General features: G+C 63.7%; 25 protein-coding genes. 17 read left to right on the top strand and 8 right to left on the bottom strand.

Going from position 1 to position 21,829, the window contains the following annotated elements:
- Nucleotides 1–8: 8 nt before the first annotated feature.
- Complete coding sequence (locus tag AC1RMD_RS18190) at nucleotides 9–902, bottom strand: LysR family transcriptional regulator (RefSeq protein WP_492928087.1); 894 nt, start codon at nucleotides 900–902, stop codon at nucleotides 9–11.
- Nucleotides 903–1,007: 105 nt separating this feature from the next.
- Here AC1RMD_RS18190 and AC1RMD_RS18185 point away from each other — a divergent pair, with 105 nt between their 5' ends.
- Entirely contained in the window at nucleotides 1,008–2,258 is a 1,251-nt protein-coding gene (locus tag AC1RMD_RS18185) for an MFS transporter (RefSeq protein WP_492928086.1), read from the top strand.
- Here AC1RMD_RS18185 and AC1RMD_RS18180 read toward each other — a convergent pair whose 3' ends face one another.
- Entirely contained in the window at nucleotides 2,259–2,912 is a 654-nt protein-coding gene (locus tag AC1RMD_RS18180; protein WP_492928085.1) for a hypothetical protein, read from the bottom strand.
- A 118-nt stretch (nucleotides 2,913–3,030) separates the two neighbouring features.
- On the opposite strand from AC1RMD_RS18180, the gene AC1RMD_RS18175 reads away from it, so the two are divergent.
- On the top strand, nucleotides 3,031–3,789 hold the full coding sequence (locus tag AC1RMD_RS18175) for a DUF1223 domain-containing protein (protein WP_492928084.1): 759 nt from the start codon (nucleotides 3,031–3,033) through the stop codon (nucleotides 3,787–3,789).
- Nucleotides 3,790–3,918: 129 nt separating this feature from the next.
- Nucleotides 3,919–4,254, top strand: coding sequence for a hypothetical protein (locus tag AC1RMD_RS18170; protein ID WP_492928083.1), 336 nt, complete (start codon nucleotides 3,919–3,921; stop codon nucleotides 4,252–4,254).
- A 34-nt stretch (nucleotides 4,255–4,288) separates the two neighbouring features.
- Here the strand turns inward: AC1RMD_RS18170 and AC1RMD_RS18165 are convergent, their stop codons facing one another.
- The 3 genes from AC1RMD_RS18165 to AC1RMD_RS18155 are packed head-to-tail and all read right to left on the bottom strand — an operon-like array spanning nucleotide 4,289 to nucleotide 7,116.
- Nucleotides 4,289–5,065 (bottom strand): hypothetical protein, encoded by a 777-nt coding sequence (locus AC1RMD_RS18165; protein ID WP_492928082.1) that lies wholly within the window; start codon nucleotides 5,063–5,065, stop codon nucleotides 4,289–4,291.
- Nucleotides 5,065–6,294: a CaiB/BaiF CoA transferase family protein gene (locus AC1RMD_RS18160; RefSeq protein WP_492928081.1), complete on the bottom strand. Its 1,230-nt coding sequence runs from the start codon at nucleotides 6,292–6,294 to the stop codon at nucleotides 5,065–5,067. Before AC1RMD_RS18160 ends, AC1RMD_RS18165 begins: the two co-directional genes overlap by 1 nt.
- 36 nt (nucleotides 6,295–6,330) lie before the next feature.
- A complete protein-coding gene (locus tag AC1RMD_RS18155) occupies nucleotides 6,331–7,116 on the bottom strand; it encodes a M48 family metalloprotease (protein WP_492928080.1) in 786 nt (261 codons plus the stop codon).
- Nucleotides 7,117–7,165: 49 nt separating this feature from the next.
- Here AC1RMD_RS18155 and ugpQ point away from each other — a divergent pair, with 49 nt between their 5' ends.
- From ugpQ to AC1RMD_RS18115, 8 genes are all read left to right on the top strand, one after another.
- Entirely contained in the window at nucleotides 7,166–7,918 is a 753-nt protein-coding gene (gene ugpQ / locus AC1RMD_RS18150) for a glycerophosphodiester phosphodiesterase (protein ID WP_492928079.1), read from the top strand.
- 67 nt (nucleotides 7,919–7,985) lie between these two features.
- The gene (gene alaS, locus AC1RMD_RS18145; protein WP_492928078.1) at nucleotides 7,986–10,595 is read left to right on the top strand and encodes an alanine--tRNA ligase; all 2,610 of its coding nucleotides are present in this window, start codon (nucleotides 7,986–7,988) and stop codon (nucleotides 10,593–10,595) included.
- Between the two features lie 201 nt (nucleotides 10,596–10,796).
- Complete coding sequence (locus AC1RMD_RS18140) at nucleotides 10,797–11,054, top strand: sulfurtransferase TusA family protein (RefSeq protein WP_008445984.1); 258 nt, start codon at nucleotides 10,797–10,799, stop codon at nucleotides 11,052–11,054.
- Nucleotides 11,055–11,229: 175 nt separating this feature from the next.
- Complete coding sequence (locus AC1RMD_RS18135) at nucleotides 11,230–11,979, top strand: electron transfer flavoprotein subunit beta/FixA family protein (protein ID WP_020705405.1); 750 nt, start codon at nucleotides 11,230–11,232, stop codon at nucleotides 11,977–11,979.
- A gap of 57 nt (nucleotides 11,980–12,036) precedes the next feature.
- Nucleotides 12,037–12,969 carry an electron transfer flavoprotein subunit alpha/FixB family protein gene (locus tag AC1RMD_RS18130; protein ID WP_492928077.1) on the top strand — a complete coding sequence of 311 codons (933 nt, stop codon included), beginning with the start codon at nucleotides 12,037–12,039 and terminating at the stop codon, nucleotides 12,967–12,969.
- 75 nt (nucleotides 12,970–13,044) lie between these two features.
- Complete coding sequence (locus AC1RMD_RS18125; protein ID WP_492928076.1) at nucleotides 13,045–14,835, top strand: acyl-CoA dehydrogenase; 1,791 nt, start codon at nucleotides 13,045–13,047, stop codon at nucleotides 14,833–14,835.
- 124 nt (nucleotides 14,836–14,959) lie between these two features.
- Entirely contained in the window at nucleotides 14,960–15,175 is a 216-nt protein-coding gene (locus AC1RMD_RS18120; RefSeq protein WP_492928075.1) for a type II toxin-antitoxin system HicB family antitoxin, read from the top strand.
- A gap of 119 nt (nucleotides 15,176–15,294) precedes the next feature.
- Nucleotides 15,295–15,516 carry a type II toxin-antitoxin system HicB family antitoxin gene (locus AC1RMD_RS18115; RefSeq protein WP_492928074.1) on the top strand — a complete coding sequence of 74 codons (222 nt, stop codon included), beginning with the start codon at nucleotides 15,295–15,297 and terminating at the stop codon, nucleotides 15,514–15,516.
- Here AC1RMD_RS18115 and AC1RMD_RS18110 read toward each other — a convergent pair.
- Genes AC1RMD_RS18110 through AC1RMD_RS18100 form a run of 3 tightly spaced genes read right to left on the bottom strand, consistent with a single transcriptional unit; the run spans nucleotide 15,495 to nucleotide 17,583 of the window.
- Nucleotides 15,495–16,493: a proline dehydrogenase family protein gene (locus AC1RMD_RS18110; protein ID WP_492928073.1), complete on the bottom strand. Its 999-nt coding sequence runs from the start codon at nucleotides 16,491–16,493 to the stop codon at nucleotides 15,495–15,497. The two genes, AC1RMD_RS18115 and AC1RMD_RS18110, sit on opposite strands and share 22 nt — an antisense overlap.
- Nucleotides 16,494–16,551: 58 nt before the next feature.
- A complete protein-coding gene (locus AC1RMD_RS18105; RefSeq protein WP_492928072.1) occupies nucleotides 16,552–17,139 on the bottom strand; it encodes an outer membrane lipoprotein in 588 nt (195 codons plus the stop codon).
- Nucleotides 17,140–17,154: 15 nt separating this feature from the next.
- Complete coding sequence (locus tag AC1RMD_RS18100) at nucleotides 17,155–17,583, bottom strand: TM2 domain-containing protein (RefSeq protein WP_492928071.1); 429 nt, start codon at nucleotides 17,581–17,583, stop codon at nucleotides 17,155–17,157.
- A 218-nt stretch (nucleotides 17,584–17,801) separates the two neighbouring features.
- Between AC1RMD_RS18100 and rpsP the strand changes: the two genes are divergently transcribed.
- The 6 genes from rpsP to AC1RMD_RS18070 all read left to right on the top strand — a co-directional run bounded on the left by rpsP (nucleotide 17,802) and on the right by AC1RMD_RS18070 (nucleotide 21,657).
- Entirely contained in the window at nucleotides 17,802–18,047 is a 246-nt protein-coding gene (gene rpsP / locus AC1RMD_RS18095) for a 30S ribosomal protein S16 (protein WP_008446017.1), read from the top strand.
- A 14-nt stretch (nucleotides 18,048–18,061) separates the two neighbouring features.
- Nucleotides 18,062–18,622, top strand: a complete 561-nt coding sequence (gene rimM / locus AC1RMD_RS18090; RefSeq protein ID WP_492928070.1) for a ribosome maturation factor RimM — start codon at nucleotides 18,062–18,064, stop codon at nucleotides 18,620–18,622.
- Nucleotides 18,623–18,643: 21 nt separating this feature from the next.
- The gene (gene trmD / locus AC1RMD_RS18085) at nucleotides 18,644–19,390 is read left to right on the top strand and encodes a tRNA (guanosine(37)-N1)-methyltransferase TrmD (protein ID WP_492928069.1); all 747 of its coding nucleotides are present in this window, start codon (nucleotides 18,644–18,646) and stop codon (nucleotides 19,388–19,390) included.
- A gap of 118 nt (nucleotides 19,391–19,508) precedes the next feature.
- Nucleotides 19,509–19,895 carry a 50S ribosomal protein L19 gene (gene rplS / locus AC1RMD_RS18080; RefSeq protein ID WP_008446022.1) on the top strand — a complete coding sequence of 129 codons (387 nt, stop codon included), beginning with the start codon at nucleotides 19,509–19,511 and terminating at the stop codon, nucleotides 19,893–19,895.
- Between the two features lie 69 nt (nucleotides 19,896–19,964).
- Nucleotides 19,965–20,633, top strand: coding sequence for a CoA pyrophosphatase (locus tag AC1RMD_RS18075; RefSeq protein WP_492928068.1), 669 nt, complete (start codon nucleotides 19,965–19,967; stop codon nucleotides 20,631–20,633).
- 55 nt (nucleotides 20,634–20,688) lie between these two features.
- On the top strand, nucleotides 20,689–21,657 hold the full coding sequence (locus tag AC1RMD_RS18070; protein WP_492928067.1) for a CobD/CbiB family protein: 969 nt from the start codon (nucleotides 20,689–20,691) through the stop codon (nucleotides 21,655–21,657).
- Nucleotides 21,658–21,829 lie beyond the last annotated feature (172 nt).

The raw sequence follows: 21,829 nt of genomic DNA, 5'->3' as shown, positions 1-21,829 counted from the left end.
CAACTAAGCTAAGCCGCGGCGGCCTCGGTCGCCACCGCGACGAAGGCCGCCACCAGCGGCGAGGTTTCATCCTTGCGCTGCGCCAGCAGCAGCGTGGTGTTGGCCTCGGGATCGGCCAGCGGACGGTAGCAGACGCCGCCCATGTGGATGATGTCGAACGAGCGCGGCAGCACCGAGATGCCGCAACCGGCCGCCACCAGGCCGATGATGGTCGACGCTTCGTTGGCCTCCATCGCGATCGTCGGCATGAAGCCGGCGGCCCGGCACAGCCGGAAAATTTGATGGTAAATCCCGGTGCCGGCCGTCTTCGGATACATCACGAACGGCAGGCCTTGCAGCTCGCTGATGGCGACCGCCGTCTGCTGCGCCAGCGGATGACCCAGCGGCAGCACCAGCGTCAGCGGGTCGTGCCGCAGCACCGACATCTCGACCGCATCGGTCACCGCCACTTCCGGCGGACGCACCAAGCCCAGATCCAGTTCCCGCGCGGCGATGGCGTCGATTTGCGGCACCGTCGACATTTCGCGCAGGGTCAGCGTCACGCCCGGATAGCGCTGGCGGTAGCGGTTGACCACGGTCGCGAACAGCGGCGTCAGCGGGGTGGAGAAGGTGAAGCCGACGCGCAGTTCGCCGGCTTCGCCGCGCTCGGCCCGGCGCGCGGTCCGCACCGCCTGCTCGGACAGCGACAGCACGCGGCGGGCGTCGTCCAGGAACAGCTTGCCCGCTTCCGTCAGGCGCACCCAGCGCTTGCTGCGCTCCAGCAGCTGCGCGCCCACTTCGGCTTCCAGCATCTGGATCTGGTGGCTCAGCGGCGGCTGGCCGATGTGCAGGCGCTCGGCGGCGCGGGTAAAGCTGAGCTCTTCGGCGACGGCGACGAAGTAGCGCAGGTGGCGGAGTTCCATTTCTGTTATCTTTTTAAAGTATGAGTAACGGCTTAAATATATATTGGACAGTGATTCGATGCAATCCTAAGATGAAGACATCGTACCTCCCAAGAGAGAGTCATCATGTCGTTGAGCGCCGCCGCACTACCTGTTTGTTCCGCGCCGTCCCTGCCCGTGCCGCACATCACCGTCGGCAGTCCCGAATTCAAACGCAGCAGCCGCGCGCTGTTCTTCGGCGGCTTTTCGGCGTTTGCGCTGTTGTACAGCGTGCAGCCGCTGATGCCGGTGCTGTCGCATGAGTTCGCATTAAGCGCGGCCCAGAGCAGCATGGTGCTGTCGGTCTCGACCGGGGCGCTGGCGGTGTCGCTGGTGGCGTCGAGCGCGGTGTCGGAGCGGCTGGGGCGCAAGCCGCTGATGGTGGCGGCGATGGTGATCTCGGCGCTGCTGACGATCCTGTGCGCGTTTGCGCAGAGCTACAGCCAGTTGCTGCTGATGCGCGCCGCGCTGGGCGTGGCGCTGGGCGGCATGCCGGCGATCGCCATGGCCTACCTGGGCGAGGAGATGGAGCCGACTTCGCTGGGCTTGTCGATGGGGCTGTACATCAGCGGCAGCGCGTTTGGCGGCATGTCGGGGCGGGTGATCGCGTCGGTGCTGAGCGATCATTTTTCATGGCGGATGGCGTTGGCGGCGGTGGGCGTGGCCGGGCTGCTGGCGGCCTGGGAGTTCTGGCGTTCGCTGCCGGCGTCGCGGCATTTCGTCGCGGTGCGCAGCGGCTGGCGTAGCTTCCCGGCCGGCTTCAAGCTGCACCTGTCCGATGCCGGCTTGCCGTGGTTGTTTTCGCTGTCCTTCCTGCTGATGGGGAGTTTTATCAGCCTGTACAACTACATCGCTTATCGGCTGCTGGCCGCGCCCTTCCATCTGAGCCAGAGCCTGGTCGGCGCGGTGTCGTTCATGTATTTGCTGGGGATTTATGGCTCGGTGTGGGCCGGCCGCCTGGCGGACCGCTACGGCCGCCGCCATGTGCTGTGGGCGGTGATGACCATCATGATCGCCGGCTTGTTGCTGACCTTGTCGAACTGGTTGCCGCTGATGGTGTTTGGCGTGGCGCTGTTCACTTACGGCTTCTTCGCCTCGCATTCGATCGCCAGCAGCTGGGTGGGGCGGCGCGCCACCAGCAACAAGGCGCTGGCGTCGGCGCTGTATCTGTTTTTCTATTACCTCGGTTCCAGCGTGGTCGGTTCGGCCACCGGCATCATGTGGGGGCGCAACGGCTGGCCCGGCGTGGTGCTGGTGCTGAGCGGCTTCCTGGGCCTGGCGTTCATGGTGGCGCTGCGCCTGCGCAGCCTGGCGCCGCTGGCGCCGGCCGAGCGCTAGTCAGCGCGGGCAGTTGGTATAGGACCTTCTGCCGTCCGGGTGGATGTTGATGCAGTAGGTGACGACAGCGGTGACGATCTTGTAGGTGCGTGTTTTGTTCTCGCCGCCTGGTGTGCTCAGCTCGATGATCCTGGCGGGCTGGTACCACTTCGGCGGCACCGCTTCGTGCGCGGCGTTGATGCCGCGTTCCAGGCGGGCTTGCTTGCTGTCCGGCGGCGGCACCGGCGCGCGTTCGGGATAGGCGGCGCGCAATTCCTTGTCGATTTTTCTCACGTCCAGCCTGGCCTGGCTCAGCATGTCGCCGGCGCTGGGCGGACGTTGCGCGGCCGGCGCCTGGGCGAAGGGATCGTCGGGGAGGCCGGCGGGCGTTGGCGCGGTGGTGGGCGGGGGCGGGGGCAGGATGTCGTCGGCTGTCGGGAAGGTGATGGTTTTCGGCGCTGGCGCGACCCTGGCCTGGGGCGCGGGCTGGACCTGCGGCTTGGACGGACTCTTGGCTGCGGGGCGGGCCATCGGCAGCAGCCATTGCATCGCGTCGCGCGGCGCGCGTGGCGTGTCGGCGGCGTGCTGGCGCTGCATGAATGCGTAGATGATCGCTATGTGCAGCAATCCGGTGATGAGCAATCCGGGCAGGTGGCGTGGTCGATGTCTGATCATTCCGCAGGATAACTTGCAAATAGGATATTTGTTGATTTTGTCACAAGTTCTTACAAAGCCTGTAAGTTTGTCGGCGGCGGCGCGACCAAGGTGCATCATTGATCGCCTTGGAGACGCCGTGAAACATCTAATCCTGAGCCTGGCCGCCGCCGCCGTGCTGAATATTCCGCCGGCGTTGGCCGCCGCTTGCAGCGCGCAGAGCCCGGCCTACCGCATTGCCTTGCTGGAGTTGTACACCTCCGAGGGATGCAGCAGCTGTCCGCCGGCCGACCGCTATGTCAGCGGCCTGCGCGCGGACGGCGTGACGGCGCGGCAGGCGGTGCTGTTGTCCGAGCATGTCGACTACTGGAATTACATCGGCTGGAAGGATCCGTTTTCCAGCAAGACCTTCACCGACCGCCAGCGCTGGCTGAGCGACCTGGCCGGCTCGCGCACCATCTACACGCCGGAGATTTTTGTCGGCGGCAAGGAGCAGCGCGGCTGGCCGCGCGGTGTGGCCGACACGGTCAAGCGCATCAATGGCATGGCGGCGCAGGCCGACATCGGCATCACGCTGGACGCGGCCGGTGCGGGCGGGCTGGCGGTCAGCGTGACGGCCAAGTCGGCGCACGAAGGCAAATTGTTTGTCGCGTTGGTCGAGAACGGTGTGGCCAGCCAGGTCAAGGCGGGCGAGAACCGCGGCCGCTTGCTGCGTCATGATTTCGTGGTGCGCGAGTGGCTGGCGCCGGTGCCGCTGACGTCGGGCGGCGCGGTCGTCAGCCGGACGCTGGCGCTGCCGGCCGGCGCGGCGGCCAACCGGCTGGGCATCAGCGCTTTCGTGCAGACGGACAAGGGTGAAGTGTTGCAGGCAATGTCGCTGCCGGTTTGCGGCGGCTAAATATGACCGCGCACTGATCTGCGTCAGCGCGCCACAGGTTAGCGTTCCGTCTGCCGAAACCGGCGGCGGCCTCCACTGTCGAACTTCATTGGCACGTCTGTGCCGGAGAAAACAGAGGAGGGATACATCATGCTGCAAGCGAACGACATCCAACATCGGTTTCATTTGTTAGAGCAAGCGATAGGCCAGGCTTCGCAAGCCTGCTCGGCTGAGCGCCTGGTGCCCGGCGAACTGCGCGACAGCATCCGGCGATTGGACCGGCAATCCGATACGGCGAAGGAAGTGCTGCTGTCCCAGGATCAGCTGCGTATCCACAAGCTGATGCGCGAAATGGAGAGGCTCTCGGAGCGCGCCCGGCAGGTCTGCATCAACGTCCCGCAACTGTCGCCGCAGATGCGCGGCGCGGTGAACTATATGCACGGACAAGTCATGGAGCTCAAGCGGGATATGCGTATCAATTCGTAGACGAAACACAGGCCGTCTGCGGACGGCCTGTTGCTTAGTTGGGAATCACATGCCTGAAGGTCGGTTCGATGTTTTTGGCGTGCAGGTGCTGGATGATGTCTTCCAGTGTCGCGTCTTTCAATAGCAGGCCGGTTGGGGCGACATGCGCCGCCGGCTTGTGCGGACGTTCCTTGCCTTGCGGCGGGTGCATGGTGGCGATGGCGTGCGTGAACTGCTTGTCGCTGATGCTTTGCAGTCCGTCCAGGAACGCGGCTTGCGCGGCGTAGGGCGGCATCATTTCCAGTCCCGATTCGTCGGCAAACGAGGCGCCCATGCCGGGATTGATGAACGCGGCCCAGGTGCCGCTGGCCACGTGCAGGCACGGCGGCAGCTCCGCCGTCGTGCTGGTCAGCGTGTCGGGACGCAGGCCGATCTCTTCGTTCGGTATGTCGGGGAAGTAGGTCTTGCGCAGCAAGTGCAAGAAGTGCTGCGCCTGGTTAAGCGGCACCGGCGTCTCCAGCGACAGCCACAAGGAATAACCATTGCCGCCGTTGATGCTGACCGCCGGCGCGGGCAGCGCCAGCCGGTCTTGCAGCGCGTTCGCCACGCCGCACAGACGATCCCAATGCTGCAAGGCCGGCGCGTCGCCCATGCGGTTGAAGTCGACGATCAACGCGCGCACCAGGCCGTTGTCGGAGACCAGGTTGAGGGCGGTGGTCTTCTCGCCGCCCAGATGTTGCGCCAGCATCGCCGGCGTCAGCGCGCCGGCGGGGAAGCATTCCTGGTCGTCGAGCAGGTACAGCCGCTGCAATTCCGCGATCAGCTTGTCCATCACAGCACTCCCTGTGCGCGCAAGGCGGCGATGTCGTCGTCGCTCTGGCCCAGCAGGCCGCGCAGGATCTCGTCGGTGTGCTGGCCCAGCAGCGGCGGCGCGACCGCGTTGCCGGTCGGCGTGAGCGACATCTTCATCGGGCTGCGCACCAGCCTGGTGCTGCCGGCGGTCGGATGCGGCACCTCCATCACCAGTTCGCGCGCCAGCACTTGCGGGTTCTTGTAGACGTCGTCGAGGTTGTTGATCGGACCGCACGGCACGCCGACCGCTTCCAGCTGGTCGATCCAGAAATCGCGCGGCTGCGCCAGCACCATCTCGGCCAGCAGCGGCACCAGTTCGTCGCGATGCTGCACGCGCAGCGGGTTGGTGGCGTAGCGTTCGTGCGTGGCCAGGTCGGCGCGGCCGCCCGTTTCGACAAACTTCTGGTACTGGCCGTCGTTGCCGGTGGCGACGATGATGTAGCCGTCTGCGCACTGGAAGGTCTGGTACGGCACGATGTTCGGATGCGCATTGCCCCAGCGCTTGGGCGGCTTGCCGCTGTTGAGGTAGTTGCTGCCCATGTTGGCCAGCATCGCCACCTGCACGTCCAGCAGCGCCATGTCGATGTACTGGCCTTCGCCGCTGCGGTCGCGGTGGGTCAGCGCGGCGAGGATGGCGATGGTGGCGTACATGCCGGTCATCAGGTCGGTCAGCGCCACGCCGGCTTTTTGCGGACCGCCGCCGGGCAGGTCGTCGCGCTCGCCGGTGACGGACATCAGGCCGCCCATGCCCTGGATCAGGAAGTCGTAGCCGGCGCGGTGCGCGTACGGGCCGTCCTGGCCGAAGCCGGTCACCGAGCAGTAGACCAGGTCGGGCTTGATGGCTTTCAGCGATTCATAGTCGAGGCCGTAGCGCTTGAGCTGGCCGACCTTGAAGTTTTCCAGCACCACGTCGCAGTGGCTGGCCAGTTCGCGTATCAGGGCCTGGCCGTCGGCGCTGGCGATGTCGATCGTGACCGAGCGCTTGCCGCGGTTGGCGGCCAGGTAGTAGGCCGCTTCGGTGGTGTCCTGGCCTTCGGCGTCCCTGGCGTACGGCGGGCCCCAGGCGCGGGTGTCGTCGCCGCTGCCGGGCCGTTCGATCTTGATGACGTCGGCGCCGAGGTCGGCCAGATTCTGCGAGCACCACGGTCCGGCCAACACGCGGCTGAGGTCGAGGACGCGGATGTGGCCTAGCGCTTTGGGAGCTGTCATGATGAGTGTAACCTTTTGAGTAATCCGATCAGGCCGCTAGTGTAGTGGCTCAGTCGGCGCTTGCACATAATTTTTTTGCAAGGTGGCGGCCAGTTCGCGCGCGGCCTGCCAGCGCAGCTGCGGCGATGGATAGTCGGGCTTGCTGCGGCGCGGATGCACGCTGCCACGGAACATTTTCTTGAAATAGCCCGCCAGTTGCGCCGCCGGCCAACCGGCGCGCCAGGCCAGCAGCATGCCTTCGCGGTCGGCTTCGACTTCCTGCGCATAGTTGGTGGGCGCCAGCTGGTCGATCAGCTCGCTGTCGTGGTCGACCGCGTGTTCCAGTTCCAGGAAGGGGCGTTCGGCCCAGCGCGGCGCCAGCCGCAGCGCCTGCTGGTATTCCTTCAGGTTGTGGTGCAGGGCGGCGTGCTCGATTTCGTGGGCCAGCAGCATGGCCAGCTCGGCGTCGCTCAGCTCCAGCCGCTGCACGTAGGCCCGGCTGACCAGGATCTTGCCGCCCGCCATGCAGTCGGCGTTCTGGTCTGGATCGTTGGTGGTGTGGACTTCCCAGGCCCAGCTTGCCGTGTCGGGATAGTCGCGCCTGGCGCGCGCGATCAGCGTCGCTGCGATGGTGTCGACGCGGGCGGTGAAGCGGGCGTCGGCGTCCAGCACGTGCTCGTCCAGGCGGGCGGCGTACACCTGGGCGGCGCGGGCGATGAGCAGTTGCTGGGTCAAGGCGGGGTCCGGCGCGGCCACGGCGGCGGGCGCGCCGGCCAGCAGTGCCAGCAGCGCGGGCAGCAGCAGCCGGCCCGCCCAGCGCCGCCTATTTGCCGCATCCCGCATTCGTGATAATGTTGACATCGTGTCCATCACTGCTTCCGAGGCATCCACCATGTGGCCTTACCCAAAAATCGTTGCACACCGCGGCGGCGGCACGCTGGCGCCGGAAAACACCGTGGCCGGCCTGCGCGCCGGCCTGGCCTACGGCTTTCACGCGGTCGAGTTCGACGTCATGCTGTCGCGCGACGGCATCGGCATGGTGATACATGATCCCGAGTTCGGCCGCACGGTGGCGGGGCGGGGCAGCGTGGCCGGGACCGACGCCATCGAGTTGTCCGGCATGGACGCGGGCAGCTGGTTCGGGCCGCAATTCCGCGACGAGCCGGTGCCATTCTTCACCCAGTTCATCGATTATTGCAAGCAGCAACGCATCTGGATGAACGTGGAGATCAAGCCGGCCGACGGTTTCGAGCGCGAGACCGGCAGTTGGGTTGCAAAAATAATACGCGAGCACTATGCGACCGAGATCGCGGCGGGGGACCCGGCCGCCGTGCCGCTGCTGTCCTCATTCAGTTTCGACGCCCTGGCCGCCGCCCGCGACGCGGCGCCCTACCTGGCGCGCGGCTACCTGCTGGACCGCGTTCCCGCCGACTGGCACGCGCAGGCGCGCGAACTGGGCGCCGTGGCCATCCACACCAACCAGAAGCACCTGACGCGGGAGCTGGCGGCGCAGATCAAGGCGGCCGGCTACGGGCTGTTTTGCTACACGGTCAACGATCCCGAGCGGGGCAGGGAGATCCTGTCCTGGGGCGTGGACGGCTTCTGCACCGACCGGATCGATTTGATCGGCCCCAGCTTCGCCTAAGACCCTGTGGCCGCCACGGTCATATATAATCAACCCTTTGCATTTGCCAGCTACCACTGCTTACGACATGAAATCATCTGAAATCCGCGACAAATTCCTCAAGTTTTTTGAATCCAAGGGTCATTCGATTGTCCGTTCCAGCTCTCTGGTGCCTGGCAACGACCCGACCCTGCTGTTGACCAACAGCGGCATGGTGCAGTTCAAGGACGTGTTCACCGGTACCGACAGCCGTCCGTACACCCGCGCCACCTCGGTGCAGCGCTGCGTGCGCGCCGGCGGCAAGCACAACGATCTGGAAAACGTCGGCTACACCGCGCGTCACCACACCTTCTTCGAAATGCTGGGCAACTTCAGCTTCGGCGACTATTTCAAGCGCGACGCCATCAACTACGCGTGGGAACTGCTGACCAAGGTCTACGGCCTGCCGGTCGACAAGCTGACCGTCACCGTCTACATGGAAGACGACGAAGCCTACGACATCTGGGCCAACGAAGTGGGCGTGCCGAAAGAGCGCATCATCCGCATCGGCGACAACAAGGGTGCGCGCTACGCGTCGGACAACTTCTGGCAGATGGCCGACACCGGCCCATGCGGTCCGTGCACCGAGATCTTCTACGACCACGGCGCCGACATTCCAGGCGGCCCGCCAGGCTCGCCCGACGAAGACGGCGACCGCTTCATCGAAATCTGGAACCTGGTGTTCATGCAGTTCAACCGCGACGAAGCGGGCGTGATGCACAAGCTGCCGAAGCAGTGCGTCGACACCGGCATGGGCATGGAACGCCTGGCCGCCGTGCTGCAACACGTGCACTCGAACTACGAGATCGACCTGTTCCAGGCCCTGATCAAGGCCGCCGCGCGCGAAACCGGCGCCACCGACCTGGAAAACAAATCGCTGCGCGTGATCGCCGACCACATCCGTGCCGCCGCGTTCATGATCGTCGACGGCGTGATTCCCGGCAGCGAAGGCCGCGCCTACGTCCTGCGCCGCATCATCCGCCGCGCGCTGCGTCATGGCCACAAGCTGGGCCAGACCAAGCCGTTCTTCTTCAAGCTGGTGGCCGACCTGGCGATCGAGATGGGCGCCGCCTATCCCGAGCTGGAAGAAGCCAAGGAGCGCGTGGCCCAGATGTTGAAGGCCGAGGAAGAGCGCTTCGGCGAGACCCTGGAAACCGGCATGAAAGTGCTGGAAGCCCAGCTGGCCAAGGACGGCAAGGGCATCGACGGCGCCACCGCCTTCACCCTGTACGAAACCTACGGCTTCCCGCCGGACCTGACCGCCGACATCTGCCGTGAACGCGATATCGAGTTCGACCAGGTCGGCTACGACGCCGCGCTCAAGGAAAGCCAGGAACTGTCGCGCAAAGGCGGCAAGACCACCAAGGACGCCAAGGTCGAGTACACCGGCGAGAAAAACAAATTCGTCGGCTACGACAACCTGAGCCACAGCAGCAAGATCGTCGCCCTGTACGCGGCCGGCACGCCGGTGCAGGAACTGAAGGCTGGCCAGGCCGGCATCGTGGTGCTGGACACCACACCGTTCTACGCCGAATCCGGCGGCCAGGTCGGCGACCAGGGCGTGATCGGCACCGGCGCGGCGCAGTTCAGCGTCAGCGATACGCTGAAGATCCAGGCCGACGTGTTCGGCCACCACGGCGTGCTCGATAGCGGCTCGCTGAAGGTGGGCGACGCGGTCAGCGCCAACGTGGACGAGGCCAAGCGCGCGCGCACCATCCGCAACCACTCGGCCACCCACCTGATGCACAAAGCCCTGCGCGAAGTGCTGGGTTCGCACGTGGCGCAGAAGGGCTCGCTGGTCGATCCCGACAAGACCCGTTTCGACTTCAGCCACAACGCGCCGCTGACGGCCGAGCAGATCGCCGAAGTGGAAGCCAAGGTCAACAAAGAGATCCTGGAAAACCACGCGACCAAGGCGCAGAACATGTCGTTCGACGACGCGGTCAAGCATGGCGCGATGGCCTTGTTCGGCGAGAAGTACGGCGACGAAGTGCGGGTGCTGGACATCGGTTCGTCGAAAGAGCTGTGCGGCGGCGTGCACGTGCATCGCACCGGCGACATCGGCCTGTTCAAGATCATCGGTGAAGGCGGCGTCGCCGCGGGTATCCGTCGCGTCGAGGCGGTGACCGGCGAGGGCGCGCTGGCGCTGGTGCAAGCGATGAACCGTCGCCTGCTGGACGCTGCGGCCGCGCTGAAGTCGACGCCGGAAGAATTGACCGCGCGTATCGGCCAGGTGCAGGACCACGTCAAGGCGCTGGAGAAGGAACTGGCCGCGCTGAAATCGAAACTGGCTTCGGGTCAGGGCGATGAGCTGGTCACGCAAGCGGTGGACGTCAACGGCATCAAGGTGCTGGCGGCGGTGCTGGAAGGCGCCGACGTGGCCCGCCTGCGCGAAACCATGGACAAGCTGAAGGACAAGCTGAAGACCGCCGCCATCGTGCTGGCCAGCGTGGCCGACGGCAAAGTCAGCCTGATCGCGGGCGTGACGGCGGACGCCACGTCCAAGGTCAAGGCGGGCGAACTGGTGAACTTCGTTGCACAACAAGTGGGCGGAAAAGGCGGTGGACGCCCCGATATGGCGCAGGCCGGCGGTACCGATCCTAGCGGTCTGGCTGCAGCTCTGGCAGCTGTTCCGGGCTGGGTGGGCGAGCGCGCCTAAGTTGCCTGAAAGCCTTGCGATGCAGTAATTATGCGGCCTGCGTAGCATACGCAGGCCGTTGTTGTCTGTAAGGAGCTGTTGTATACTTGCCAGTTCCCGTTGCAAACTTGCAACGTACTATGAACTATTTTGGTGCAGCGCGTCATTCGATCTGTTTTGGAGTAGTATGACGTCAGTCCTAACAAAACACGCGGGTTTTTGATGAGCGACACGATACTTGAAAACGAAATCATGGAATTCCACAAAGAACTCGACGCACGCGGCCTGAACTGCCCGTTGCCGATTCTCAAGGCCAAGAAAGCCTTGTCCGAGTTGCAAAGTGGCGAAGTCCTGCGCATCATGGCGACGGACCCGGGTTCGGTGCGCGATTTCCAGGCCTTTGCCAAGCAAACCGGCAACGCCCTGTTGTCCCATGTCCAAACCGGTCGTGAATTCGTCTTTTTGATGCAGCGCAAATAAGCCTGCTGCGTCTTTTTCCGTAGAAACATCGTCTGAGAGATTTATTTTTTAGACGATTTCTACTAGCTAAAAAACGCACGATCGTGCTTTATTTTCTTGTGCGGGCTGAATTTCTCATATAATCTAGCCCACATAATTTAGTCCCGAATTCTTTAATTTTTCCAAAGGCACAGCTATGAAAGTCTTGGTACCCGTCAAACGCGTGGTCGACTACAACGTCAAAGTGCGCGTCAAGTCCGACGGCACTGGCGTCGATATCGCCAACGTCAAAATGTCGATGAACCCATTCGATGAGATCGCGCTGGAAGAAGCGATGCGCCTCAAAGAAGCCGGCAAAGTCACCGAAGTGGTCGCCGTGTCGTGCGGCGTGACCCAGTGCCAGGAAACCCTGCGCACCGGTATGGCGATCGGCGCCGACCGCGGCATCCTGGTGGAAACCGCGGTCGAGCTGGAGCCGCTGGCGGTCGCCAAGCTGCTCAAGGCGCTGGCCGACAAGGAGCAGCCGCAGCTGATCATCCTGGGCAAGCAGGCGATCGACGACGACTCGAACCAGACCGGCCAGATGCTGGCGGCCCTGCTGGGTTGGCCGCAGGCGACGTTCGCGTCGAAAGTGGTGCTGGAAGACGGCAAAGTCACCGTGACCCGCGAAGTGGACGGCGGCCTGGAAACCCTGGCGCTGACCTTGCCTGCGATCATCACCACCGACCTGCGTTTGAACGAGCCACGCTATGTGACGCTGCCGAACATCATGAAGGCCAAGAAGAAACCGCTGGATGTGACCAAGCCAGAAGACCTGGGCGTCGACGTGACCCCGCGTCTGAAAACCCTGAAAGTCGTCGAGCCGGCAAAACGCTCGGCCGGCATCAAGGTTCCGGACGTCGCCACCCTGGTCGCAAAACTGCGCACCGAAGCCAAAGTCATCTAAAGAATTTAATTCCTGTCCCGGGCGCAGCCGGGGACGGGAATAATCAAAGGAAAAATCATGGTCGCATTAGTTATTGCAGAACACGACAACGCTAGCCTGAAAGGCAGCACCCTCCACACCGTGACCGCCGCAGCCCAATGCGGTGGCGACGTGCACGTCCTGGTCGCTGGCTCGAACGCCGGCGCCGCCGCCGCCGCCGCCGCGCAAATCGCCGGCGTGTCGAAAGTCATCGTGGCCGACGCCGCTTACTTCGCCGACGGCCTGGCCGAGAACATCGCCGAGCAAGTGCTGGCGCTGGCAGCTTCGTACAGCCACATCCTGGCTCCGGCCACCGCCTATGGCAAGAACATCCTGCCGCGCGTGGCCGCCAAGCTGGACGTTGCACAGATTTCGGAAATCACCAAGGTCGACTCGCCGGACACCTTCGAGCGTCCTATCTACGCCGGTAACGCGATCGCCTACGTGCAATCGTCGGACAAGATCAAGGTCATCACCGTGCGTTCGACCGGCTTCGACGCCGCTGCCGCCAGCGGCGGTTCGGCTGCGACCGAGACCGTCGCCGCGGTTGCCGACCACGGCAAATCGGCCTTCGTCGGCCGCGAGCTGGCCAAGTCGGACCGTCCAGAGCTGACCGCCGCCAAGATCATCGTTTCCGGCGGCCGCGGCATGGGCTCGGGCGAAGCGTTCAAGATCCTGGAACCGCTGGCGGACAAGCTCAACGCCGCCATGGGCGCATCGCGCGCCGCAGTCGACGCCGGCTATGTGCCGAACGACTGGCAAGTCGGCCAGACCGGCAAGATCGTCGCGCCGTCGCTGTACATCGCGGTCGGCATTTCCGGCGCGATCCAGCACTTGGCCGGCATGAAGGATTCCAAAGTGATCGTCGCGATCAACAAAGATCCTGAAGCGCCGATCTTCTCCGTTGCCGACTACGGCATCGTGGGCGATCTGTTCGACATCGTGCCGCAACTGGTTGCAGAACTGGGCTAATCAAGCCGTGATGACTACAGGGCCACGCTGATCCGGATGACCGGATCGCCGTGGCCTTTTTCTTGGAGACATAAGATGCCATATCAAGCACCCCTGAAAGACATGCTGTTCGTGATGAACGAACTGGCCGACCTGGCCGGCGTCAACGCGCTGCCGGGCAACGAGGACGCGACCCCGGACACGGCCGAAGCCGTGCTGGAAGAGAACGCGAAGTTCGTCGCCAACGTGGTCGCACCGCTGAACAATCCTAGCGATAAAGATCCGAGCTTCTGGCACGACGGCCAGGTCACGACCTCCAAGGGCTTCAAGGACGCCTTCAAGGCGTTTGCCGAGGCTGGCTGGCAGGGTGTGCAGCATCCGGTGGAGTTCGGCGGCCAGGGCTTGCCCAAGTTGCTGGCGACGCCGTGCATTGAAATGCTCAACGCCGGCAGCATCTCGTTCGCGCTGTGCGCGCTGCTGTCGGACGGCGCGATCGAAGCGCTGCTGACGGCCGGCAGCGATGCGCAAAAAGCCATCTACCTGGAAAACCTGGTGTCGGGCAAATGGACCGGCACCATGAACCTGACCGAGCCGCAGGCCGGCTCCGACCTGGCCGCCGTGCGCACCCGCGCCGTGCCGCAGGACGACGGCAGCTACAAGGTGTTCGGCACCAAGATCTTCATCACCTACGGCGAGCACGACTTCACCGAAAACATCGTCCACCTGGTGCTGGCGCGCACGCCGGACGCGCCTCCGGGCGTGAAGGGTATTTCGCTGTTCATCGTGCCCAAGTTCCTGGTCAACGCCGACGGCTCGCTGGGCGCGCGCAACGATGCGCATTGCGTGTCGATCGAACACAAGCTGGGCATCAAGGCCAGCCCGACCGCCGTGCTGCAATTCGGCGACCACGGCGGCGCCATCGGCACGCTGGTGGGCGAAGAGAACCGCGGCCTGGAATACATGTTCATCATGATGAACGCGGCCCGCTTCGGCGTCGGCCTGCAGGGCATCGGCCTGGCCGAGCGCGCTTACCAGAAGGCCGTGGCGTTCGCCAAGGACCGCGTGCAGTCGCGCGACCTGGCCGGTTCGGCCGGTCCGGTGGCGATCATTCATCATCCGGACGTGCGCCGCATGTTGATGGCTATGCGTTCGCAGACGGAAGCGGCGCGCGCGCTGGCCTACGTCGGCGCCGGCATCAGCGACGTGGCGCACAGCCACGCCGATGCCGAGGTGCGCAAGGCCAACCTGGCGGTGTACGAGTATCTGGTGCCGGTGATCAAGGGCTGGTCGACCGAGATGTCGCAGGACGTCACCCGCGACGGCGTGCAGGTGCATGGCGGCATGGGCTTCATCGAAGAGACCGGCGCGGCGCAGCACTATCGCGATGCCAAGATCCTGACGATCTACGAAGGCACGACCGCGATTCAGGCCAACGACCTGGTCGGCCGCAAGACCGTGCGTGACGGCGGCGCCGTGGCCAAGGGCATCATCGCCCAGGTGCGCGCGACCGAGGCGCAGCTGGCCGCAGTGGACCATGCCGACTTCAAGGCGATCCTGGCGCAGCTGTCGTCCGGCAGCAAGGACCTGGAAGCGGTGGTGAACTACGTGGTCGCCAACATGAAGAGCGACATCAAGGGCGTGTTCGCCGGCAGCGTGCTGTACCTGAAGTTGGCCGGCCTGGTGCTGGGCGGCTGGCAGATGGCGCGCGCGGCGCTGGTGGCGCAGCAGAAACTGGATGCCAACGAAGGCGACGCCAGCTTCTACAAAGCCAAGATCGCCACCGCGCGCTTCTTCGCCGACCACATCCTGTCGCAAGCGGCTAGCCTGCGTATCGCCATCATCGACGGCAGCGCCGGCGTGCTGGCCTTGAGCGAAGACCAGTTCTAAGCAGCGTTTTCGTCTCCAGCAAAAGCGGCCTTCGGGCCGCTTTTTTCGTCGAAGCTCAAGCATTTCGCAGGTCGATTGGCCTGATGCGCTAAGATGAAAACTCGGAAACCGATAGGGAGTGAAAATGAAATTCCTGGTCATCGTTGAGGAGGCGCCGAAATCCTTTGGCGCATACGTGCCGGATTTGCCTGGATGCGTGGCGGTAGGGGCTACGCGGGATGAGGTCGTGATGCTTATCCGGGAAGCCATCGAGTTTCATCTCGAAGAAATGAAGGCGGATGGCAAGCCGATGCCGCACCCCAATTCGTCGGCGATGTTGGTCGAAGTAGCGATTGCATAACACAACCCGGGGTCAAGTCTGACATTCGGACACGGGCTCTACCTTAGGCTCCCGCTTAAGGTAGAGCCCGTGTCCGAATGTCAGACTTGACCCCGTTGTTACAAGCGGAGTTGAAAAAAATGAACACGGTTCGTTACGTCATCGTTATTGAAAAGGCCAAGGGCAACTATTCGGCTTATGTGCCGGACTTGCCGGGTTGTGTGGCCACCGGCACTACCGTGGCTGAAGCGGAGTCCTCGCTCAGGGAGGCTATCGTTTTCCATCTCGATGGCATGCGCGAGGATGGCTTGCCCATCCCCGCGCCGGCCAGCATGGTCGCTTACGTGGACATCGCGGCCTGACCCGGACCCATCACGTCGATGATCGCCTGGTAGACGCGCACCGGTTCCTCGGCGATGCGGTTCAGCACGTAGAGGAAGTGCTCGTCGCCGAACACTGCGTATTCGCGGGTGGGGAAGCCGCGCGCGTGCAGCTCGGCGATCTGCTCGGTGCCCAGGCCGATCAGCGATTCGAATTCAAACCAGCGCGGGTCGATGCGTTCTTTCAGGATCAGCGCGCTGAGGTCTTGCTGGATGCCGCGGTCGTGGGTGGCGATCGAACACTTGTGGCCGCTCAGCAGCAGTTCCTGCGCGTAGCGGCGGTAGGCGGCGGCCAGCTCCGGGCTGTTGCGGTGGTATGAGACGTCCTCCGCTTCCAGGAAGGCGCCTTTCACCAGGCGGATGCGGCCGGGGATCTTCATCAACGCCGGCAAGTCCCGCGCGGTGCGGTGGCGCTTGGCCGGCACCGTGATGCCGACGTTGTGCAAGCCTTCCTCCTTGTGCAGGCGCGCGTAGATGGCGTAGATGTCGTCGGCGCGGTCGGCCGCTTCCATCGAGATCATCACTTCGCGGTTGATTTCGGCGGCCGCCAGCGCGATGCGGCGGGCGTTGCGGAAGCCCAGTTCCGTATCCACCGTCATGCCCACGTGCGACAGGTCGAGCGAGACCGAGCAGTTCAGGTTGCGCTGGCCGATGGCCTGGGTCAGTTCCATGAACACGTCCGTCTCGGCCAGCGCGAAGCCTTCGTCGCGCACGCTCTCGCCCATGTACTCGGCCGAGGCCGCATGGCCCTGGGCGATGATGTGCTCGACCCGCTGCAGCGCCTCGGCCACGGTGCGGCCGGCCACGTAGCGCTGCGACACCTTGTGCATATAAGGACGCAGCAGCGGATCGTTGCAGAATTTCTCCTTGGCGCTCTCGTCGAGCGCCAGCGTGCGCAGGGTGGTGGCGGCCTGGTCTACCAGTGGCTGCCATTGGGCGGGGAAGGCGGGAGGGTGCACGGCGTCTCCAGTAATGGGTGAATGAAAAAAAACAGCCCGGAGGCTGTTTTGATTTGACCTAGTTGCGGACCAGGTTGCCGTTGTTGTTGCGGACCCGGTCGCCGCTCATCATGCGCGGATCGTGGTCGAAGTTGAAGCTGACCTGCTTGCCGTCGTCATATTGCACGTGCACGGTCCACTGCTTGCTGGACTTGGCCTTTTCTTCGATCTTCTTGCCCGCGTAGGCGCCGCCTGCCGCGCCGGCCACGGTGGCCAGTTCGCGGCCGTGGCCGCTACCGACCTGATTGCCCAGCAGGGCGCCCGCGACGCCGCCGGCGATCACGCCCAGGGCGCTGCCTTCGCCGGCCTTCTCGCTGACCACCACCGAGGTGACCTTGCCGCATTCCATGCAGCTGCCCGGCTTGGCCGGACTGGCTTTGAGCTGGGCCTTGGCCAGCGCCAGCGACTTATCGTATTCGGATTTGGCGTCGCGCGTGCATTGCATGCGGGATGCCGAGTTGCTTTCTTCCGAGCACAGCTTCTTGTCGTCCGCGTAGCGGGTGGCGAGGCGCTTGGATTCCGCGTTGAATTGCTCTTTGGGTGTTTGCGCCAGGGCCGAGGAGGCCAGGCCGGCCAGCATCAGTGCTGCCAGAATAGAACGGTTCATGCTTTTTTCTCCTTATTAACCGTAGGAACCGCCAGTGTACAGCAAGTCAAATAGCCGGGAAATGGTGGCGATCAGGCTGCCGGCGCCCACCATCATGCTGGCCACCAGCACCACGGCCAGCGGCCAGTGGGTGTCCGATTGCCGGCCGGAGCCGGGGTTGAAGCGGGCGTCCCATTTTTCGTCGGACATCAGGCCCAGCACCAGCGCCTCCAGGAAGCCGACCAGGCCGGACAGCATGATGGGCAGCAGCTGGTAGAAGCCGTCGGCGTCCGGCCAGGTGGTGGAGATGGCGGCCGATGCCGGCAGCGCGGCCAGGTGCGCCCACAGCCAGGGGTCGCGCGGGCCGCGCAGGTACAGCCGTTGCAGGCCGAGGCCGCCAACCAGGAAGGCCAGCAGGGTGGCGAAGGTCTTGTTTTTGTGCGATGTGTGGTGCGAAACAGTCATGTTTGTTCAGCGGTGGACGGAAAACATGCAGTATCGGTCATAATACGGCCCCCGGCGGACCTTTTTTATGGACAAGGCTATTGCCCCGCACGCCGGTTCGGGGGATAATCTTCGATTACCCCAATCTGCCCGATTATTTCATTAACGCTTGCTGCTTCGCGGCAAAGCGCGCTATAATTTGCGGCTTTTTCCGTCCTAGCACACTTTTTGGAAATATTATGGTCGTTATTCGTTTAGCTCGTGGAGGCGCCAAGAAGCGTCCGTTCTTCAACATCGTTGCAACCGACTCGCGCAATCGCCGCGATGGCCGTTTCATCGAGCGCATCGGTTTCTACAACCCGATGGCATCCGGTGGCGAAGTGCCACTGCGCATCACCGCTGACCGTCTGGCTCACTGGCAATCGGTAGGCGCACAATTGTCGCCTACCGTGGCTCGCCTGGTAGCTTCGAACAAAGCTGCTTAAGTCTGGTTGCTGGTTTGACCGATAAGAATGCATCCGGGGTGCAAGTCCCCGACGATCTGGCACAGGTAGGCTTTGTCTTTGGTGCCTATGGCGTCGCTGGCTGGGTAAGGGTACGCCCTTTCTCGGAAGATGCGGATGCACTCCTGTCGGTAAAAAACTGGTGGATCGACAAGCCTGGCTTGCGCGATGTCGAAGTCAAGCAGTGCAAACTGCATGGCGGCGACGTGGTCGCACAGCTGGCGGGAGTGACCGATCGGGACATGGCAGAAGCGCTCAAGGGCGCAGCTGTTTCGGTTCCGCGCAGTCGTTTCCCGGCCTTGTCCGACGATGAGTTTTACTGGACCGAGTTGATTGGTCTGGATGTAGAGAATTTGCAAGGTGAGCACCTCGGTACGGTGACTGACATGATGAGCAATGGTCCGCAGTCGATCTTGCGCATACAGCCAGCCGCGACGCCGGATGCCGATCCAGAGGCTGTGGCGCAAGAGCGCCTGATTCCATTTGTGGACGCGTTTGTCATCAAGGTAGACAAGGCCGCAAAGAAGATCACGGTCGACTGGGGACTTGATTATTAAAGAACATAAGGGCGGCCCGCCATGCAATTCGATGTCGTGACCCTGTTCCCTGAAATGTTCGCCGCACTGACGCAGTCGGGTGTGACCCGGCGCGCGTTTGAACAGAATAGATGTGGCTTGTCGTTGTGGAATCCGCGCGATTTCACGACCGACAATCACCGTACCGTGGATGACCGCCCCTATGGCGGCGGCCCCGGCATGGTGATGCTGGCCAAACCCCTGGAAGCGACGCTCAACGCGGCGAAGCAGCGCCAGACCGATGCCGGTCTGCCGACGCCCCGCGTGGTGTTCATGTCGCCCCAGGGCAAGCAGTTGACGCACGAGCGCGTGATGCAGCTGAAGCAGGAGCCCGGTCTGGTGATCCTGTGCGGCCGCTACGAAGCGGTGGACCAGCGTTTGCTGGACCGTTGCATCGACGAGGAAATCAGCCTCGGCGATTTCGTGCTGTCCGGCGGCGAGTTGCCGGCGATGGCCTTGATGGATGCCGTGATCCGCCAGATTCCCGGCGTGTTGAACACGGACGCGTCGGCGATCGAGGACAGCTTCGTCAACGGCCTGCTCGATTCGCCGCACTACACGCGGCCGGAAACGTACGAAGGGGTGGGCGTGCCGCCGGTGCTGATGGGCGGCAACCACGCCGAGATCGAGAAATGGCGCCGCCAGCGCATGCTGGAGGCGACCGCGCGCAAGCGCCCGGATTTGCTGGTCAAGGCGCGCGAGGCGGGGCAGCTCAGCAAGCTTGACGAAAAGTTTTTGGCAGGTTTGTAAACCTGTTGTCGTAGAAGCCGGCGGACATGTCGTCCGCATGGTTGTTTAACCCCATCCTCTACTGGGCATCGAGTTTCGACTCATAGCGCGCCAGCACGATGGTTTATGGAGTCATTAAATGAATCTGATTCAACAACTCGAGCAAGAAGAAATCGCTCGCCTGGGCAAAAGCATCCCTGACTTTGCACCTGGCGATACCGTGATCGTCAACGTTAACGTAGTCGAAGGCACCCGCAAGCGCGCCCAGGCATACGAAGGCGTGGTCATCTCCCGTCGCAACCGTGGCCTGAACTCGAACTTCATCGTTCGTAAGATCTCGTCCGGCGAAGGCGTCGAGCGTACCTTCCAGCTGTACTCCCCGCTGATCGCTTCGATCGAAGTGAAACGCCGCGGTGACGTACGTCGCGCTAAACTGTACTACCTGCGTGATCGTTCCGGTAAATCGGCACGTATCAAGGAAAAACTGCCAAACCGTCGCCCAGTGGCGAAAGCAACCGCCGCTTAATAGCTGCGTTTGTGTTTGGATAGAAGGGGCGCCATCGGTGCCCCTTTTTTTTCACATTGGAGGTAGCGCTTGGCCCAACCTTTGTTCGATCCCCAGCAATTAGCTGTCGACGCCATCGCCGGCGAACCCGCCGTCGCGCCGGAGCGCCTGACGCCCGCGTGGCTGCGCGGCCGCTTCGTCGAGCGGCCGCTCTGGACGCCCGAGGGCGCCGAGGAATCGCTGGGCAGCCTGTCCAAGCGGCCGACGCCGACGCCGGCCTCGGTGCTGATCCCGCTGGTGCTGCGCGAGAGCGGCCTGACCATCCTGCTGACCCAGCGCACCGCGCACTTGACCGACCACGGCGGGCAGATCAGCTTTCCCGGCGGCCGCGCCGAAGACTACGACAGCGATGTGGTCGACACGGCGCTGCGCGAGTCGGAGGAGGAGATCGGCCTGGCGCGCCGCCATGTCGACGTGCTGGGCACCTTGCCCAACTATCTGACCGGCACCGGTTATTGCGTCACGCCCGTGGTCGGCCTGATCGCGCCGCCGTTCGAGCTGACCGCCGATCCGTCCGAGGTGGCGGAGATCTTCGAGGTGCCGCTGGCCTTCCTGATGGATGGCCTGAACCACCAGCGGCTGTCGGTGCAGTTGCCGGGCGGGCGGCGCAGCTTCTACGCCATGCCCTACGGCGACTACTACATCTGGGGCGCGACGGCCGGCATGCTGCGCAATCTGTTCCATTTCTTGCGCGCATAGTCACACTACGCTATCGTAGCGGGCATCAAGGCATTGCCGACTCAAAGGACGTTTAATGACATTTCTTTCCATTCTATGCGCGCTACTGATCGAACAAATGAAGCCGCTGCGCGCAGACAATCCGATCTACGCCGAGATCAAGCGCCTGGCGTTGCGGATGGAGACCTGGTTTAACGCCGGCGACTCGACCCACGGCCGCATGGGCTGGTTCCTGATGATGGCCATCCTGATGGTGCCGACGGCGCTGATCTACTGGGTGCTGAAGCACTACAACTGGTTCCTGGCGGCCTTCGCCTGGAACGTGCTGATCGTCTACCTGACTTTGGGCTTCCGCCACTACAGCCACTATTTCACCTCGATCCAGCTGGCGCTGAACGCCGGCGACGAAGCCGCCGCGCGCGCGCTGCTGGCCGAATGGACCCGGCAGGACACGGTCGGCATGGAGGCGGCCGAGATCGCCCGCCTGGCCGTCGAGAAATCGCTGATCACCACGCACCGCAATGTGTTCGGCGTGTTCTTCTGGTTCCTGATGCCGCTGGGCCCGGCCTGCGCCGTCATGTACCGCGTGTCCGAGCACCTGGCGCGCGCCTGGAACGAGCCCGAGCACATGCGCAACGAGGCCTTCGGCCAGTTCGCCGCGCGCGCCTTCTACTGGATCGACTGGATCCCGGTGCGCCTGACGGCGGTGGCCTTCGCCGTGGTCGGCAACTTCGAGGACGCGATCTACGCCTGGCGCAACTTCGCCCACCGCTGGACGGACGAGGCGATCGGCATCATCCTGTCGGCCGGCGGCGGCGCCATGGGCGTGCGCCTGGGCTCGCCGGCGGAGAACGCCGCCAAGGTGTTGCCGGCCGATGCCGCCACCGTCGACCTCGGCGACGAGGAACCGGAGATGCTGCCGGGCGAGGAGCCGAGCGTGCGCGCGCTGCAAAGCACGGTGGGCCTGGTGTGGCGCGCCTTGCTGCTGTGGATGATGTTGTTATTGCTGTTGTCGGGCGCTGTGTGGCTCGGGGCCACTCCCTAAGCGCGGTACAATAGCGGCATTGCTGTGGTGCAGAATGATGATTATTCTGCACCAAAGTGGTTAATCGCGCTGGAAACCGGATTGAAATCAATGGCTTACGTATTCAGGTCTTCTATAAGATATAATACGTAAGAATCTTACAGAATGATATCCGCCCGAGCCACCCGTCGGG

This window comes from Duganella sp. GW822-FHT06D06 (assembly GCF_058799615.1).
This window is presented reverse-complemented; position numbering and strand designations above follow the sequence as displayed.